Here is a 13,974-nt window from a genome sequence, read left to right as displayed (position 1 = left end):
GCTACAATCCGCTTTGCGCTGCGTCACAGCGCTCCGGCTGCTTTTGAAACGAACGACGGCGGCCCTCACCTTGTGGGGTGAGGGCCGCCGTCGTTCGCTGCTGGTTCCGCTGTCCAGCCCGAAGGCTAGGCTTCGCCTCCGGCGTTGCCGGTGGTGCCGGCATTGACGTTGAGCAGCTTGTACTTCTCGATCGCCTTCACCGGGGCGTCGACATCCACCTCGCCGCGGCGCGCCAGCATTTCAAGGGCACGGACCACGATGGAGTGGGTGTCGTTCTTGAAGTAGCGGCGGGCTGCTGCGCGGGTGTCGGAGAAGCCGAAGCCGTCGGCGCCGAGGGTGGCGAATTCGTTGGGGACGAACTGCCGGATCTGGTCCGGGACTGCTTTCATGTAGTCGGAGACGGCGACGATGGGGCCGGTGGCTCCTTCGAGTTGCTGGGCGACGAAGGGGACGCGGGCGGGCTGGCCGGGGTTGAGGAAGGCTTCTTCTTCGGCGGCGAGACCGTCGCGGCGCAGTTCGTTCCAGGAGGTCACGGACCAGACGTCGGCGGAGACGTTCCAGTCATCGGCCAGTACGCGCTGGGCTTCGAGGGCCCAGGGTACGGAGACGCCGGAGGCGAGGATCTGGGTGCGGGGACCGTCGATCTTTGCCGGGGCGAGCAGGTAGATGCCCTTGATGACGCCTTCGACGTCGAGGTTCTCCGGTTCTGCGGGCTGGATGATGGGTTCGTTGTACACGGTGAGGTAGTACATGACGTTCTTGTCGCCGTTGTGTCCTTCGGACTCTGCCCCGTACATCCGTTCCAGGCCGGAGCGGACGATGTGTCCGATTTCGTAGCCGTAGGCGGGGTCGTAGGTGAGTACGGCGGGGTTGGTGGAGGCGAGCAGGGGGGAGTGGCCGTCGGCGTGCTGGAGGCCTTCGCCGGTGAGGGTGGTCCGTCCCGCGGTGGCGCCGATGATGAAGCCGCGGGTCATTTGGTCCGCTGCTGCCCAGAAGGCGTCGCCGGTGCGTTGGAAGCCGAACATGGAGTAGAACACGTAGACCGGGACCAGGGGGATGCCGTGGGTGGCGTAGGAGGTTCCGGCGGCGGTGAACGCTGCCACGGCGCCGGCTTCGTTGATGCCGGGGTGGATCAGCTGGCCCGCGGGGGACTCCTTGTACGCCAGGACCAGATCACGGTCCACCGACAAGTAATTCTGGCCCTTGGGGTTGTAGATCTTCGCCGTGGGGAAGAACGCGTCCATGCCGAAGGTGCGGGCTTCGTCGGGGATGATCGGGGCGATGTGCTTGCCGAAGTTCTTGTCCCGCATCAGGTCCTTGAGCAGGCGGACGAACGCCATGGTGGTGGCGGCCATTTGCTTGCCCGAACCGCGTTTGGCCACCTCGTAGGACTTCGCCTCGGGCAGCACGATCTCGGCGTGGGTGTTGCGGCGCTCCGGGACTGATCCGCCCAGCGCAGCACGGCGCTCCATCATGTACTTGATTTCCGGGGCGTCGTTACCGGGGTGGTAGTACGGCGGCCGGTACGAGTCGTTCTCCAGCTGCTCGTCCGTAATGGGGATCCGGAGGTGATCGCGGAATTTCTTCAGGTCATCCAGAGTGAGTTTTTTCATCTGGTGGGTGGCGTTGCGGCCTTCGAAGTGGGGGCCGAGGCCGTAGCCCTTGACGGTGTGGGCGAGGATGACGGTGGGTTTGCCCTTGAATTCGGTGGCGGCCTTGTAGGCGGCGTAGACCTTGCGGTAGTCGTGGCCGCCGCGTTTGAGGTTCCAGATCTGGTCATCGGTCAGGTCCGCGACGAGGTCTTTGGTCTGCGGGGTTTTGCCGAAGAAGTGTTCGCGGACGAACCCGCCGGATTCGGCCTTGTAGGTCTGGTAGTCCCCGTCGACGGTTTCGTTCATGATCTTCACCAGGGACCCGTCGGTGTCGCGGGTGAGCAGGTCATCCCATTCCCGGCCCCAGACGACCTTGATCACGTTCCAGCCCGCGCCGCGGAAGAACGCTTCGAGTTCCTGCATGATCTTGCCGTTGCCCCGGACCGGCCCGTCCAGGCGCTGGAGGTTGCAGTTGATCACGAAGTTCAGGTTGTCCAGGTTCTCGTTCGCGGCGAGCTGGAGCAGGCCGCGGGACTCGGGCTCGTCCATTTCACCGTCGCCCAGGAACGCCCAGACCTGCTGGTCGGAGGTGTCTTTCAGGCCGCGGTTGTGCAGGTAGCGGTTGTTCTGGGCCTGGTAGATCGCGTTCATCGGCCCGATGCCCATGGACACGGTGGGGAATTCCCAGAAGTGCGGCATCAGGCGCGGGTGCGGGTAGGAGGACAGGGCGTGGCCGGCGCGGGACTTTTCCTGCCGGAACCCGTCCATGTCTTCCTCGGAGAGCCGGCCTTCCATGAATGCCCGGGCGTACATGCCGGGGGAGGCGTGGCCCTGGAAGAAGACCTGGTCCCCGCCGCCGGGGTGATCCTTGCCGCGGAAGAAGTGGTTGAACCCGACCTCGTACAGGGTCGCCGCGCCGGCGTAGGTGGAGATGTGCCCGCCGACGCCGATATCGGGCCGCTGCGCCCGGTGCACCATGACCGCGGCGTTCCACCGCATGTAGGCCCGGTAGCGGCGTTCGTACTCCTCGTTGCCCGGGAACTCTGCTTCCTGGTCCACCGGGATCGTGTTCACGTAATCGGTGGTGGTCACCATCGGCACACCCACGCTCTGCGCGCCCGCGCGCTGCAGCAGGCTCCGCATGATGTATTGGGCACGCTCGGTACCCTGTTCCCTGATCAACGCATCCAGGGACTCAACCCACTCGGCAGTCTCTTCCGGATCACGATCAGGCAGCTGGTTAGTCAACCCGCTGAGGATATGGGAGGTCTCTTCTCCTGCAGCCACGTCCAACCTCTCTTTGCGCGCATGAATCGGCGCACTCAGGCCAGGCAGGGTGACTGCCCGGCGTATATACGCCGTGTGCGACGTATCGGTTACAACAGCCCGGTCATGTGTGCCGGGCAGCTTCCTAGCGCTCCTATGTCTGCACGGAGTCACACGGTTGTCGTCCCGCAGGCATAGTTGTCACCAGCCACTCTAGCCCTGACGCGAACCCGATGCGTAGCTGCGGCCCCGGCGCTCCAGTTGTATTTCGTTCGTCATACTGGTTGTGTGACCAAAAGCCCCTGCGACGGGGCTGTTGTCGCGGGATGTGACGCAGAATATGCGCAATCCCGGGGGCGGCAGCTTGAAGCGCAGGCACAAAGGGTGTTGGCTTGGGAGTAATGGAAATCACTATGCACACCGCATATATGAGGTATTGGAGGAACACGTGAGCGAGGCCGACGCCGCCACTTCGGTAAATGTGGCGGAAAAATTGGGTTTCAAAAACGGGGATCTGATTCAGGAGTTCGGTTACGACGACGATGTCGATTTCGACTTGCGTGACGATATTGAGGACTTCACCGGTTCCGAGATGCTGGACGAGGACGACCATGAAGTGGCGGACGCCGTCATCCTGTGGTGGCGCGACGGCGACGGAGACCTGGTGGACAGCCTGGTGGACTCCCTCACCACCCTGAGCGAAAGCGGCGTCGTCTGGGTCCTCACCCCCAAATCCGGCAGGGACGGCTACGTCTCACCCGCAGACATCCAGGAGGCCGCACCAACCGCCGGCCTGCATGTCACCACCTCCGCCGGAGTTTCGAAGGACTGGAGCGCCACCCGCCTGGTCAGCAGGAAGAACAAGTGACGGCAGCGGTTGAGGCCGCTTCTCCAGCTGTCCCTGCGCTGGGAGCAACAGCACCTGACTTCGAGCTCGCCAACCAGTATGGCGAGCCGGTGCGGCTGTCATCCTTCCGCGGGCAAAACGTGGCGTTGGTTTTCTATCCCTTTGCGTTCTCCGGCATCTGCACCGGAGAACTGTGCGAAATACGGGACAACCTGGGCATGTTCGAAAACTCGAACGCGGTGGTCCTGGGCGTGTCCGTGGACAGCAAGTACAGCCTCCGCGCGTACGCGGCCCAGGAAGGCTACAACTTCGACCTCCTCGCCGACTTTTGGCCGCACGGAGCGGTGGCCACAGCCTACGGAGTGTTCGACGCCGGCAGCGGCATGGCCAAACGGGCCACCTTCATCATCGATTCCCAAGGCAAGGTCCGCTACAGCGTGGTGAATCCACGGGGCCAGGCGCGCGACTTCAACGAGTACCGCACCGCCTTGGCGGACCTGAAGCAGGCCTGAGACGTCATGCCCGGGCAGCGGCGGGGGACGGGCCTTACCGGCTTTGCCAGCAGGCCGCCGGTCCTCCCTGTGCCGCCATCCGGGGAGGAACTGGCGGTTCTGGTCCAGATCCGGGACCTGCTCGCCGGCGCCCCGTTCGCCCTGCTGACGGGCGCCGGGCTCAGTACCGACTCCGGCATTCCGGACTACCGCGGTCCGGACTCGCCGCCCCGGTCGCCCATGACGTACCAGGAGTTCGTCCGCCACGCAGCAAACCGGCAGCGTTACTGGGCCAGGAACCACATCGGATGGTCGCACATGCGGCACGCCGACCCCAACCAGGGCCACTACTCCGCCGCCGAACTGGAACGGCGCGGCTACCTCACCGGGCTTATCACGCAGAACGTTGACCGGCTGCACCAGGACGCGGGCAGCTCAAACGTCGTCGACCTCCATGGCAGGTATGACCAGGTCATCTGCCTTGACTGCGGACGTACCTACTCGCGACGGCTCCTTGCCGGTGTTTTCGAGGAACTGAACCCGGATTTCCTGGAACGGGCCGCAGCCACCGGCCTGGTGGAAGTGGCGCCGGACGCTGACGCCACCGTTGAAGACCAGGCCCTCATTGACAGCTTTGTGGTGGCTGTTTGTCCTGCCTGCGGCGGAACCCTGAAGCCGGACTTCGTCTACTTTGGGGAAAATGTCCCTAAAGACCGGGTTGAACGCTCATACGCCATGGTGGACCAGGCAGCTGCCCTGCTGGTTGCCGGTTCGTCCCTGACGGTCATGAGCGGCCTGCGGTTCGTCAGGCACGCCACCAAGGAGGGCAAGCCCGTGGTCATCATCAACCGTGGTGCCACCCGGGGCGACGACAAGGCAACCATCAAGCTCGAGGCAGGGGTCAGCCAGGCGCTGCAATACCTTGCGGCTGAACTTCCCTCCCTTTAGGAAGCGTTTCCTGCCGATTCGCGTTTCCTGCCTCCAGTCCGGTAGAGTCTATGTTCGTTGGTTGCGGCGGAACGGCCGGGATCAACGCGATTTGGGTCTTTAGCTCAGCTGGTAGAGCGCCACGTTTACACCGTGGATGTCATCGGTTCGATCCCGGTAGGACCCACAAAGTTCCCAAACCCCGTCATTCCTGGTTTAGCCCCGGAATGGCGGGGTTTTTGCTTGCTCCCGCTGGGCCTATTGGCCGTCCGCGCTGGGGAACTCTTGCCAAGGAATACTGTGGAACTTACAGTTGGGTTCTTCCGCGTACAGAAGCCCATCCTCCCTGAAACCTCCCTGGGCTCAGTCCAGAGAGTCCCCGAACCACTCCTCCAGGCTCACCTGCTTAACCTGCCATTTCGCATCCCAGCGGCAGTGATACTCACCAAAGCGGACCCACTCGTGAAGGACATGCGTGGGCGTGACAGCGATGGCGCGCCCATAGACGGCCCGCACGTGGACCAGCGGGCGCGGGTCCAATAGTTGGGCCGCCCGCACAGCCCCCGTCCGCCGCATCTCTTCCATCAGATCCACCCCTACAGGGTAGAACGACGAAAGCCCCCACCCTCGCTTGGAGGATGGGGGCGAACGACGCATTTCAGTTAGGGCACTTAACCGGTCTTATTGGCCCCTTATCATTGGCTCATGAGTTCTGGGGGAATCGTCGCGGCTGGTGACAGCATCACAAATGCTTGCAGTGCTGATCTTGTTGTTGATGGGGTGCCTGCGCGGTCATGGGTGGAGTGGGTGGCCGCTGCTGCCGGTGAACCGCTGACGGTCCACGCACGGCCCGGCGCAGCGTCTGCCACGGTGCGCAATCTGCTACCCGATACTGCCGAGCGTTACCGTCTGGGGCTGGTGTACGTGGGCGTGAACAACATCATCTCGTGGCGTTGGTGGCGGCGTGACGATCTTGAGGCGGACCTGCGGGACATCGTGAAGCGGATGTCTGACCGGGCTGACAGGGTATCCGTGATGCAGTACCCAGACACGCTGGGCAGGGCAGGGGCGGTCTTTCCGTATGGTCCGTTCCTTCTCCGCCGCGTCCGCGCCGCTCAGGCGATTGCCGCCCGTGTTGCGGCAGAGTCCGGGGCTACCCTCATCAAGCCGCCAGCCCTGACCGGGGACAGAATGTGGATTGACGGGGTACACCCAACCAGTACAGGGCACCTTGCCATGGGGCAGGCAGCGCTATCCGCGCTGGGCCTACCGCCCGTTGACACCTTCGCCCATGCGTCCGCCCGTCCTGACTTCGGTAGGTGGCGGAGGCGTGAACTTGTGAGGTTCCGCCTCCGCCAGCCCGTCCACGGCATCGGGACCTGGTTGCTGGGCCGCTAAGCCGCACGCTCTATGACGACACCGTACAGGTGAGCTGTGCCGGCGTAGGTGTCGGCTGCGTTCCCTGAGTCCCGGACGATCCTGACAACGAGGTTTCGTGACCCGGTGAACGCGCCGCCAGTAGAGAGCAGGGCGTGTGCCTGCGCGAGGGCAGCGCCAGGGGTTGCCACGGTCGCGGTTCCGCCACCGGCTGCCATGGTCAGCGGGGACGCGCTATTAGCCGAAACCATGTCCAGCCCGATACGGGACAGGTAAGTGGTATCTACCCGCCACACAACGTTACCGGCTGCACCGTCCGCCGTGGTCCAGTACACCCACACGTTGACTTGCCGCCACCCGTTTGGAAGGTGGACGGTCGTGGACGCCCCAATAGCTGAGGCTTGCTTGCTGTACTGGATGGACGGGAGGAAGTCACCCGCCGAACCGATGGAGGGGGAGCCGCCAACGACGAGTGCCGGGACGAAGTCGTTGGGGTTGAGCCAGATCCGGTCGTCGGCGTTCTGGCCTTTTGGGGCGGCGTAGCGGGAACCGCGCCGGAAAGCGTCCCACACATAGGACGCCCAGAGCGGCGAGCCGCCCGTGTCGGTGGGGTGGATGCCATCAGACGGCTCAATCAAGGAAGCGTAATTCGGTGTGTCCAGGAACGCCTGTGTGACGTTCAGGAACGTCCAGCCTTCAGCGGCGGCGAGTTCCTGCAACCTAGTCATCCGCTGCATGTGGATAGAGATGTTCGCGGCGGGGGCCACACGCGGGTTCTGCCCCATGATGACCACGTTAGGCCGGAAGGTCGAGAACCGCAGGAAGTCACGGACCATTGCGTAGTATGTGGCTACGGTGGTGTCGTCGGCGGCCTGGGTGATGTTGTGGCCGTGGTTGAACACGATCACGTCAGGGTTTGCCGTGGTCGGCAGGATGGATAGCGTGTTCTGCTGCGAGTAGAGCGGAGTCTTACCGGATGCTGAGCCGTTCCAAATGTCCAGCACGAAAGGCCCGCCAGCGTTGCCCGTTCCGGTGCCGGTCTGGATGACGTAGGTCGCATCGTAGTTGGTGTTCGTGGTGTTCCAGGCGCGGAAGTTCACCGTGTAGGCCGGGTAGGCGGCTGCAATCTTCTGCGCGAACTGAAACACCCACCGGGTCGGGTTGCCGGTGTCACCGCGGCCCGCGCCGGTTGAGTCGCCAACGACGGCGAAGCTTGCGTTCTCTAACCCTTGGTCGAGCTTGAACCGGAGGGCAGCGAACGGGGAAGCGGTGATGTCTTGGATGCTTTTCTTGGCGCTGGCTTTTGCCATTCCGAGGGTTACGGGGTCCATCATGTCGCCTTCGTGATCGAGGTGAGGTTGCCGTTGGTGTACCCGTAGTTCCGGGTGGTCGTGACGCCGTTGATCGTGCGGGTATCGGTGGCCACCGTGCCGTCAGTGTTGTAGGTGTACGTGGTCGTGATCCCGTTCTCGGTCACACTCTGCACGCTGCCATCGGCGTTGTAAGCGATGGTCTGAGTGTTGGAGAAGGCCTGCGCATAAGTGGCATTTAGTGACCTTGTGAGGGTGGTTTCGTCTTTCAGGCTCATGCGTGGACCGTCCCCGTCAATATCATCGTCACGGCGCCGGCGTACTGTGCGTACGCTGCGATGTAATCGCCTGGGCCGAGCATCGCCCCGGACAGGTAGTTTTGCAGTGATAGCGTGTCACCAGCGGCGAGGCTGTAGGAGGAGATAACGCGGTGCGTGTTGTCCCCGGCTATGGCACCGGCCTTCAGCACTGACAGGTACACACGGCATGAGACGGCCGTGGTCTGTGTAGTAACCGGTGACTGTGCCGTGCCGGTATTGCCGAGGTCCGAATACGTGGCACCCGTGACGGATGCGACAAGGACGTTCTCAGCCCCGGCTGCGGTGCCCCGGTACACGTTGTACCCGGTCGCGCCGGTCACAGCGGACCATGACAAGGGGGCGGACTGGTTCGCGGCGACAGTCGCGGACACCTCGTTCGACGCGAGCGTTTCCCCGGCGGCGTTCTTTGCTGACACCTTCCAGTAGAACGTCCCGGACGTCACAGCGGCCGGTGGGGTAGCAGTGGTACCTGCATCACCGGTGTCAGTCCATGACGTGTCGGTCCCGGCGAGCGTGGCGACAAGGACGTCCTCCCCAGCAGCGGCCGTGCCACGGTAGATCTTTGTTCCTGTGGACCCTGTCACGGCAGACCATGACAGGGTAATGGTCGAGGTTGTGCCGGTCGTGGCCTGGGAAACCTCAGCCGATTTAGCGGTCTCACCGAATGCTGTTGTGGTGGTCGCAACGTAGTAATACGTTGCCGCGGCGAGGGTGCCGCCCGTGGTGGCGGTGGTTGGGCCTGCGAGGGCTGGGGCGGTGATGTTCGCCTGCGCGGCCACCGTACCTGCGGTCAGCCCTGTCGGGGCGGGCATCGTACCCGTCACGTTGCACAGCGTTCCGCTCGCCACCTTCGCTGAGGAACCGGTAGGGGTCGTGTAGATGGCATCCTCACTCGCTGGCAACTGCTGAGAGACCAGCACCTGCGGTGAGACGGATGCTGCCTGGATGATGTTCGTGCCAGTCATTAGTTACCTCCAAGAATGAATGCGAGCGCAGCAGCCTGCCCGGATGGGGCAGCAGGACCGGCAGGACCTTGGGCGCCGGGCGGGCCCGGGACAGGATCCGTTGTTGTAAGGACCGTGGCGAACGAGGCCCCGTTCTGTTTCCATACACAGGATGTCCGGTCAAGGATTGTGAAGTCCGGCAAGAACCCTAGGGAATCGCTGGAGATCGTGGTGACCACCGAACCGCCAATAACAAGGGTGATGTCCAGCGGGGTCGTGTATCCCGTGTCCGTGATCGCGTACACGCTTCCCGTCGCGGACCGTGCAATGGACGGGGGAGTGGTGTTGAAGTTCACGGTGGGAAGTTTCGAGTACGTGTAAGCGACCACGGTGGGCTCCTGAGGTTAGTTGGGGGTGGTGGGCTGCAGCACGTCGGGCAACTGGACGGCGGCGGCGTCAATGCGGGCCTGGGTGGGGGCGAACGACACGGCAGGGGCAGGATCAGCGGCAGTGGCGGGCGCGTTCACGACAACAGCGGCAGGCTCCGGGGCGGGAGGCTCACTGGGGACCGGCTGGGTGACCCGTAGCGGGTCGTTCTTCAGGTACCCGGCCACCGCTGTCACCACGGCGATCGTGAGCCCGTACGCGAGCCCTGACCACTTCCCCAGCCCGTCGAACAGGTCAGGGGTGATCAGGGTGATCACGGACAGCAGCAGTGCGGAGATGACACCGGCCAGGCCGGCGGCCGTGACCTTGGGGGAGATGGGTGTCTTCACTGGGTTACTCCTTGGGGAGGGCGGCGCCGAGCGCCACGATGAACTGGTGGGCCTGCTGCGTGGACAGCAGTGGTGCGAGCTGAGCCGCGAGGGCCTTCACGTCCACGGGGACGCCTCCGGTGAGGGACTCCTTGATGGAGTTGGTCAGCCGCGCCTGGGAGGTGGCGATGGCGTCCGACCAGCCAAGCGCCAGAGCGGGGGTGGTGGTGTGGCGCTGGCCTTCAGGCTGCCTTTTGCCGTCAAATCCGAACCACTCCACGTCCCGGTAGAGGACCGCGTCAGCGATCGCCGGGAGGTCCTCGTTGGTCAGTACCTTGGCGCGGGGCCGGTCAAGGACGAACAGTCCCCGGTCAGCCCAGGCGAGAATACGTCGCTGTTCTTCGTCTGTGAGTGCCATGAGGAACCCTTCTATGCTGGTGGTGCTTTCGGTGCTTGCGTAGTTGACCCCGCCGGCCCAGTATTTGGTGAGGTAGATGTCGGGGTTGACCCGCCCGTAGGTGCTGGTTCCGAGATCAAAGTTTGGGGGCAGGCATCCCACGTGGAGGTGCGGCCCGGTGATGACATGGGTGCCACCGTCGTCGGCCCCGGAAAGGGCTATGACCTGGCCACCAGTAACCCGGTCGCCAGTCCTGACAAGCAGTTCAGAGTTGTGCCCGTACTCCACGTATGGGGCGTCCGCGCCGTCCAGGTTCAGGATGATCATCAGACCGCCGAAGTTGAGGTTCCATCCCCAGTTATCGGCGTATGTCGAATCGAACCGGCCGGCGTAGACCACGACACCGTCCCCGGCCGCGTACACCGGGGTGCCGGTCGGGGAGAGGTAGTCGTCACCGTTGTGGCCCCCGGCCGGGTTTGGACCCCAGCCGGGGTTAGCACCGAACCGCTGGCCCCGCGGGATCTCAGGCCCGAACGGTTTGTAGTAACCCATCAGGCCACCCCGCCGGGTTCAGTCAGTCCGGGGAGCACGTTAATGGTGGTCTGTGGCGCGTTCAGGTGCGCGTCAAGCTTCTCCGTGAGCGCCTTTGTAGCTTTCTCCGTCCGCACTACCGCGTCCTTCACGGAGGACCCATTGTTGAACTCCACCTCGTGCTTGATCACGGCGAGTTGCTCGTTCTGGTGCGTGAACTGTGTGTTCTGGTGCGCGAGGGTTTCGGCTTGGGTCCGCTGCCCTATGGTCAGGGCAGAGAGTTCCAGGGCCATCTCCGGGAGTTTCTCCAGTGCCTGCCCGATGGCTACGGCTTTTTTCAGCAGCGGCCACCCCTTCACGAGGGCGACGGGCAGGCCGATGATCGCGGCGAGGGCGGTGCAGGCTGCACCGATGTTGACGACGAGCTGCAGTGTCGGATCCATCAGTCGATCCTGTACGTGAGGGTCGTGTGGACTTCGGTTTTGGACTCCGCCCACCCGTACCCTGCGCTGCCCGGGCTGACCGCGATGCCGGTCCCGGAGCCCGGAGAGAGCAACGAGGCCTGGTTGTTCGATGGCGGGTTGGAGATGAACAGGTTCTGAATCCCGCCGAGGGGGCCGTTCCCCAACCATTCGCCCTGACCCACGGTCACCTGATCCGAGGCGGACGTGAACGGCAGGGTCACGGCCAGTTGGTCGGTGCCCATGTTCGCCCCGGCCCCGCCGGCCACAAGCTTCATGCGGACGTGGCAGAGTTTGCCGATCAGGAAGTATGAGCCGGTGGACACGAACCCGTCCCCGAGGTTCGCCCAGCCGCCCCACGTAGGCGTGTACGGTACCCATGACACGCCCTGCCATGCGGACCCGTCCCAGGTCTCCACCGGGCAGCCGGGCAGGTCCGTGCGGATCACCTGCATGCCCGCGTACTTCCCGGTCGGCGGAGCCAGGGCGTCCCGCTCCGCCACTGTGGACACAGGGACGGGGAAGTTCGACGTTTCGATGGCCTTCCGCACGTCGGTGGTGAGGTTCCAGCCATCAGCCCCGGCCGGGGCGGTGCTCTTATTCCATGTGGTCACGCCAGTCATGCCGGCTCCGTTCGAGGGTAGGGGACTAGCGTTGCCAGTCGATGAGGATTTGCCCGGAGGACGGGTCTTCTGCCTTGCCTTTGAGTCCCAGGTAGGGGTCGCCGCTGATTGACAGGCCGCCGTTGTTCACCAGCAGTGGTGCGGTGCTGGTGGGAAGGTCCACGAGGCCCCCGCTGTACCCTGCCGGGAGGGTGAAGTCGTATGGTCCGGCGATCCGGTTGACGTCCCCACCGGGCCGGGTGGGGGAGGTGTGGACGTAGACGTGGACCGTGGCGGGGCTGTTGAAGTTACCGCCGGACTTGCGGGCCGGGAGGCGTACCCGGACCCGGTTGTATGCGGCGCCGGCCAGTTCAGCGAACGCCCCGGAGTAGAACCAGGATCCGCTGTTCGCGGACGGCCCACCCCAGGGGCTGCCGTTGCCTTGGTAGAGGTTCTGCCCGTAGTAGCCGTTCCACCCGTACCCGGCCGAGAACGTGGCCGAGTCCGTGCAGGCCCGGTCGAACGTCCCCGACGCGGCAGGGGCCGGCGGGGGCGGGGTGGTCGTCGCTGCCGGTGCCGGGGCCGGGGTGACCCCGACCTTCCCGACGACCGTCGCGTCACGGCCCTGCCACAACACCCGCACCCTGTCACCCACGGTGGGGGTGTAGGAGGCGAGGAACGTTGCCAGGTAGTCGGTGGCTGCGGCAGTGACCGTGATGGTGTCAGAACCGCCCGGGGCTGCGGTGACCGTGGCCTCCCGCGGCCCTGCGACCCCGACCCGGGAGACGACCACGTTCTGGGTGGGGGCGTCGGCCTTGCTGATCTGGGCGACAATGATCGGTTCGCCCGGGGCGGCGTAAACGTTGTCCGGCCACGCCGCGACCTGCTGGTTACCGCCGATCCGCACCAAAGGATAGGTGTCAGCGAACGCCGGGACCAGGGTCACCCCATCGGAGGGGTTACTGACCGCTCCTGCGAGGCTCATCGGTTCCTCCGCACATACTGGCCCACGGCCTGCACATCCGTGAGGCTGCACTCAACAGTCAGGGACATGGCCTCCACCCCCGCGGCTGAACCCTTCAACCCCATCGCGGACACGAGCCCGTCCAGCGGGTACTCCGCCCCGTTGATGACAGGCTGCGCGACCCTCACCCAGTCGCCGATCTGGATCCCCGGGTGCGGGGTGCAGATCACGGCCAGTGGTACCGTCCGGGTCACCGTGGAATTCTCCAGAATGGCGTCCGCGTCCTTCTGCACACCATCCGCTGTGTTCGCCAGGGCGGTGTGGTAGTTGACCTTCCGCCCGAGCGGCCCGTCCCAGCGCAGCGGCCCGGTGGTCAGGGTCGCGAGCCGGCGGATCTCCAGGGACGGGTCGTTGGAGGTCGAGAGGACGCCGTTGATGACATCGGCACGGTTCTGGGTCCGGTTCACGGACACCATGGCCCCGCCGTCCTTGCCCTGGATCGTCCACACCGGGGCGGTCTTCACTAGCGGGTAGATCTCCAACTGCCCGGCACCGTCCATCCGGTACCGGCACCCCAGCGACTTCACGAGGTCGAACACCGGGGCCAGCCGGTCATCCTTATACACGATGGACCCCGGGACCGGGCCGTCCACGACACCGTCCGCGACCGTGACCGGGCAAATCCCCTGCAGCAGTCGCCGGACCTCGGAGATGACCGTCGCCCCCGAAGGCGGGGACTCCGGGGCGATGAACTTGGCGTCACTGATCAGCAGCGTCAGGTCATCGGCCGTGACCGGGATCGACGCCCCGGCCGCGACCCACTGGGCGACAGGTCCGGCCGTGCGCCACTGTTCCGTGGGAGCGTTCGAAGACACCGCATACCAGCCAAGGTCCACCGACTCCGTCCCGCACACGAACGACGACTGCAGTTTCGACCCGGCCACCGAGAGGGGTTCATCGAACCCCCACGGGGCGAGTTCCCCGGTAGGGTCACTGATCGTGAACGACGCCTTGCCTTGGATGAGGTTCTGGTCCGACCCGGACCACTGGATACTCCAGTTACTCACCGGCAGCGGGTCCGGGGTGGCGAGCTTCCCGTCATACCAGGGGTACACCACCAGCCGGGCGTCCGGTACCGACCCGGCGATCGCGTCCAGCATTTTCGAGGATAGCTGCCTCATGGTTGCCTC

At 64.6% G+C, this 13,974-nt stretch carries 16 protein-coding genes and 1 tRNA gene; 6 read left to right on the top strand and 11 right to left on the bottom strand.

Going from position 1 to position 13,974, the window contains the following annotated elements; all coding sequences use genetic code 11:
- Positions 1 to 125: 125 nt before the first annotated feature.
- Positions 126 to 2,879: a pyruvate dehydrogenase (acetyl-transferring), homodimeric type gene (gene aceE, locus LFT49_RS12530; protein WP_237428425.1), complete on the bottom strand. Its 2,754-nt coding sequence runs from the start codon at positions 2,877 to 2,879 to the stop codon at positions 126 to 128.
- 427 nt (positions 2,880 to 3,306) lie between these two features.
- On the opposite strand from aceE, the gene LFT49_RS12525 reads away from it, so the two are divergent.
- From LFT49_RS12525 to LFT49_RS12510, 4 genes are all read left to right on the top strand, one after another.
- Entirely contained in the window at positions 3,307 to 3,726 is a 420-nt protein-coding gene (locus LFT49_RS12525) for a DUF3052 domain-containing protein (RefSeq protein WP_236798641.1), read from the top strand.
- Positions 3,723 to 4,217 carry a peroxiredoxin gene (locus tag LFT49_RS12520; protein ID WP_236798640.1) on the top strand — a complete coding sequence of 165 codons (495 nt, stop codon included), beginning with the start codon at positions 3,723 to 3,725 and terminating at the stop codon, positions 4,215 to 4,217. The genes LFT49_RS12525 and LFT49_RS12520 overlap by 4 nt, the downstream gene beginning before the upstream one ends.
- Positions 4,218 to 4,223: 6 nt before the next feature.
- Positions 4,224 to 5,144 carry an NAD-dependent protein deacetylase gene (locus tag LFT49_RS12515; RefSeq protein ID WP_237428424.1) on the top strand — a complete coding sequence of 307 codons (921 nt, stop codon included), beginning with the start codon at positions 4,224 to 4,226 and terminating at the stop codon, positions 5,142 to 5,144.
- Between the two features lie 93 nt (positions 5,145 to 5,237).
- Positions 5,238 to 5,310 (top strand) — tRNA-Val (locus tag LFT49_RS12510).
- A 176-nt stretch (positions 5,311 to 5,486) separates the two neighbouring features.
- Here LFT49_RS12510 and LFT49_RS12505 read toward each other — a convergent pair.
- On the bottom strand, positions 5,487 to 5,717 hold the full coding sequence (locus LFT49_RS12505; RefSeq protein WP_237428423.1) for a hypothetical protein: 231 nt from the start codon (positions 5,715 to 5,717) through the stop codon (positions 5,487 to 5,489).
- Between the two features lie 111 nt (positions 5,718 to 5,828).
- Here LFT49_RS12505 and LFT49_RS12500 point away from each other — a divergent pair, with 111 nt between their 5' ends.
- Complete coding sequence (locus tag LFT49_RS12500) at positions 5,829 to 6,521, top strand: SGNH/GDSL hydrolase family protein (protein ID WP_237428417.1); 693 nt, start codon at positions 5,829 to 5,831, stop codon at positions 6,519 to 6,521.
- On the opposite strand, the gene LFT49_RS12495 is transcribed toward LFT49_RS12500, so the two are convergent.
- The 3 genes from LFT49_RS12495 to LFT49_RS12485 are packed head-to-tail and all read right to left on the bottom strand — an operon-like array spanning position 6,518 to position 9,095.
- Positions 6,518 to 7,834: an SGNH/GDSL hydrolase family protein gene (locus LFT49_RS12495; protein ID WP_237428408.1), complete on the bottom strand. Its 1,317-nt coding sequence runs from the start codon at positions 7,832 to 7,834 to the stop codon at positions 6,518 to 6,520. The two genes, LFT49_RS12500 and LFT49_RS12495, sit on opposite strands and share 4 nt — an antisense overlap.
- A complete protein-coding gene (locus LFT49_RS12490; protein WP_237428407.1) occupies positions 7,831 to 8,088 on the bottom strand; it encodes a hypothetical protein in 258 nt (85 codons plus the stop codon). Before LFT49_RS12490 ends, LFT49_RS12495 begins: the two co-directional genes overlap by 4 nt.
- Positions 8,085 to 9,095, bottom strand: coding sequence for a hypothetical protein (locus tag LFT49_RS12485; protein WP_237428406.1), 1,011 nt, complete (start codon positions 9,093 to 9,095; stop codon positions 8,085 to 8,087). The genes LFT49_RS12490 and LFT49_RS12485 overlap by 4 nt, the downstream gene beginning before the upstream one ends.
- Positions 9,096 to 9,263: 168 nt before the next feature.
- On the opposite strand from LFT49_RS12485, the gene LFT49_RS12480 reads away from it, so the two are divergent.
- Positions 9,264 to 9,455, top strand: a complete 192-nt coding sequence (locus tag LFT49_RS12480; protein WP_237428403.1) for a hypothetical protein — start codon at positions 9,264 to 9,266, stop codon at positions 9,453 to 9,455.
- Positions 9,456 to 9,478: 23 nt separating this feature from the next.
- Here LFT49_RS12480 and LFT49_RS12475 read toward each other — a convergent pair whose 3' ends face one another.
- Genes LFT49_RS12475 through LFT49_RS12450 form a run of 6 tightly spaced genes read right to left on the bottom strand, consistent with a single transcriptional unit; the run spans position 9,479 to position 13,965 of the window.
- On the bottom strand, positions 9,479 to 9,850 hold the full coding sequence (locus LFT49_RS12475; protein WP_237428402.1) for a hypothetical protein: 372 nt from the start codon (positions 9,848 to 9,850) through the stop codon (positions 9,479 to 9,481).
- A 4-nt stretch (positions 9,851 to 9,854) separates the two neighbouring features.
- Entirely contained in the window at positions 9,855 to 10,778 is a 924-nt protein-coding gene (locus LFT49_RS12470; protein ID WP_237428401.1) for a M23 family metallopeptidase, read from the bottom strand.
- Positions 10,778 to 11,200, bottom strand: a complete 423-nt coding sequence (locus LFT49_RS12465; RefSeq protein ID WP_237428400.1) for a hypothetical protein — start codon at positions 11,198 to 11,200, stop codon at positions 10,778 to 10,780. The genes LFT49_RS12470 and LFT49_RS12465 overlap by 1 nt, the downstream gene beginning before the upstream one ends.
- Entirely contained in the window at positions 11,200 to 11,841 is a 642-nt protein-coding gene (locus LFT49_RS12460; RefSeq protein ID WP_237428399.1) for a hypothetical protein, read from the bottom strand. The genes LFT49_RS12465 and LFT49_RS12460 overlap by 1 nt, the downstream gene beginning before the upstream one ends.
- Before the next feature lie 25 nt (positions 11,842 to 11,866).
- A complete protein-coding gene (locus tag LFT49_RS12455; RefSeq protein WP_237428398.1) occupies positions 11,867 to 12,805 on the bottom strand; it encodes a hypothetical protein in 939 nt (312 codons plus the stop codon).
- On the bottom strand, positions 12,802 to 13,965 hold the full coding sequence (locus tag LFT49_RS12450) for a hypothetical protein (protein ID WP_237428397.1): 1,164 nt from the start codon (positions 13,963 to 13,965) through the stop codon (positions 12,802 to 12,804). Before LFT49_RS12450 ends, LFT49_RS12455 begins: the two co-directional genes overlap by 4 nt.
- Positions 13,966 to 13,974 lie beyond the last annotated feature (9 nt).

It is taken from the genome of Arthrobacter sp. FW306-06-A (assembly GCF_021870055.1).
Classification (GTDB): domain Bacteria; phylum Actinomycetota; class Actinomycetes; order Actinomycetales; family Micrococcaceae; genus Arthrobacter.
This window is presented reverse-complemented; position numbering and strand designations above follow the sequence as displayed.

Bases quoted from the DNA above. Each gene is read 5' to 3' on its own strand.
- LFT49_RS12465 (WP_237428400.1), bottom strand. From the start codon at position 11,200: ATGGATCCGACACTGCAGCTCGTCGTCAACATCGGTGCAGCCTGCACC.
- LFT49_RS12455 (WP_237428398.1), bottom strand. From the start codon at position 12,805: ATGAGCCTCGCAGGAGCGGTCAGTAACCCCTCCGATGGGGTGACCCTG.
- LFT49_RS12515 (WP_237428424.1), top strand. From the start codon at position 4,224: ATGCCCGGGCAGCGGCGGGGGACGGGCCTTACCGGCTTTGCCAGCAGG.
- LFT49_RS12470 (WP_237428401.1), bottom strand. From the start codon at position 10,778: ATGGGTTACTACAAACCGTTCGGGCCTGAGATCCCGCGGGGCCAGCGG.
- LFT49_RS12485 (WP_237428406.1), bottom strand. From the start codon at position 9,095: ATGACTGGCACGAACATCATCCAGGCAGCATCCGTCTCACCGCAGGTG.
- LFT49_RS12460 (WP_237428399.1), bottom strand. From the start codon at position 11,841: ATGACTGGCGTGACCACATGGAATAAGAGCACCGCCCCGGCCGGGGCT.
- LFT49_RS12450 (WP_237428397.1), bottom strand. From the start codon at position 13,965: ATGAGGCAGCTATCCTCGAAAATGCTGGACGCGATCGCCGGGTCGGTA.
- LFT49_RS12500 (WP_237428417.1), top strand. From the start codon at position 5,829: ATGAGTTCTGGGGGAATCGTCGCGGCTGGTGACAGCATCACAAATGCT.
- LFT49_RS12495 (WP_237428408.1), bottom strand. From the start codon at position 7,834: ATGATGGACCCCGTAACCCTCGGAATGGCAAAAGCCAGCGCCAAGAAA.
- LFT49_RS12490 (WP_237428407.1), bottom strand. From the start codon at position 8,088: ATGAGCCTGAAAGACGAAACCACCCTCACAAGGTCACTAAATGCCACT.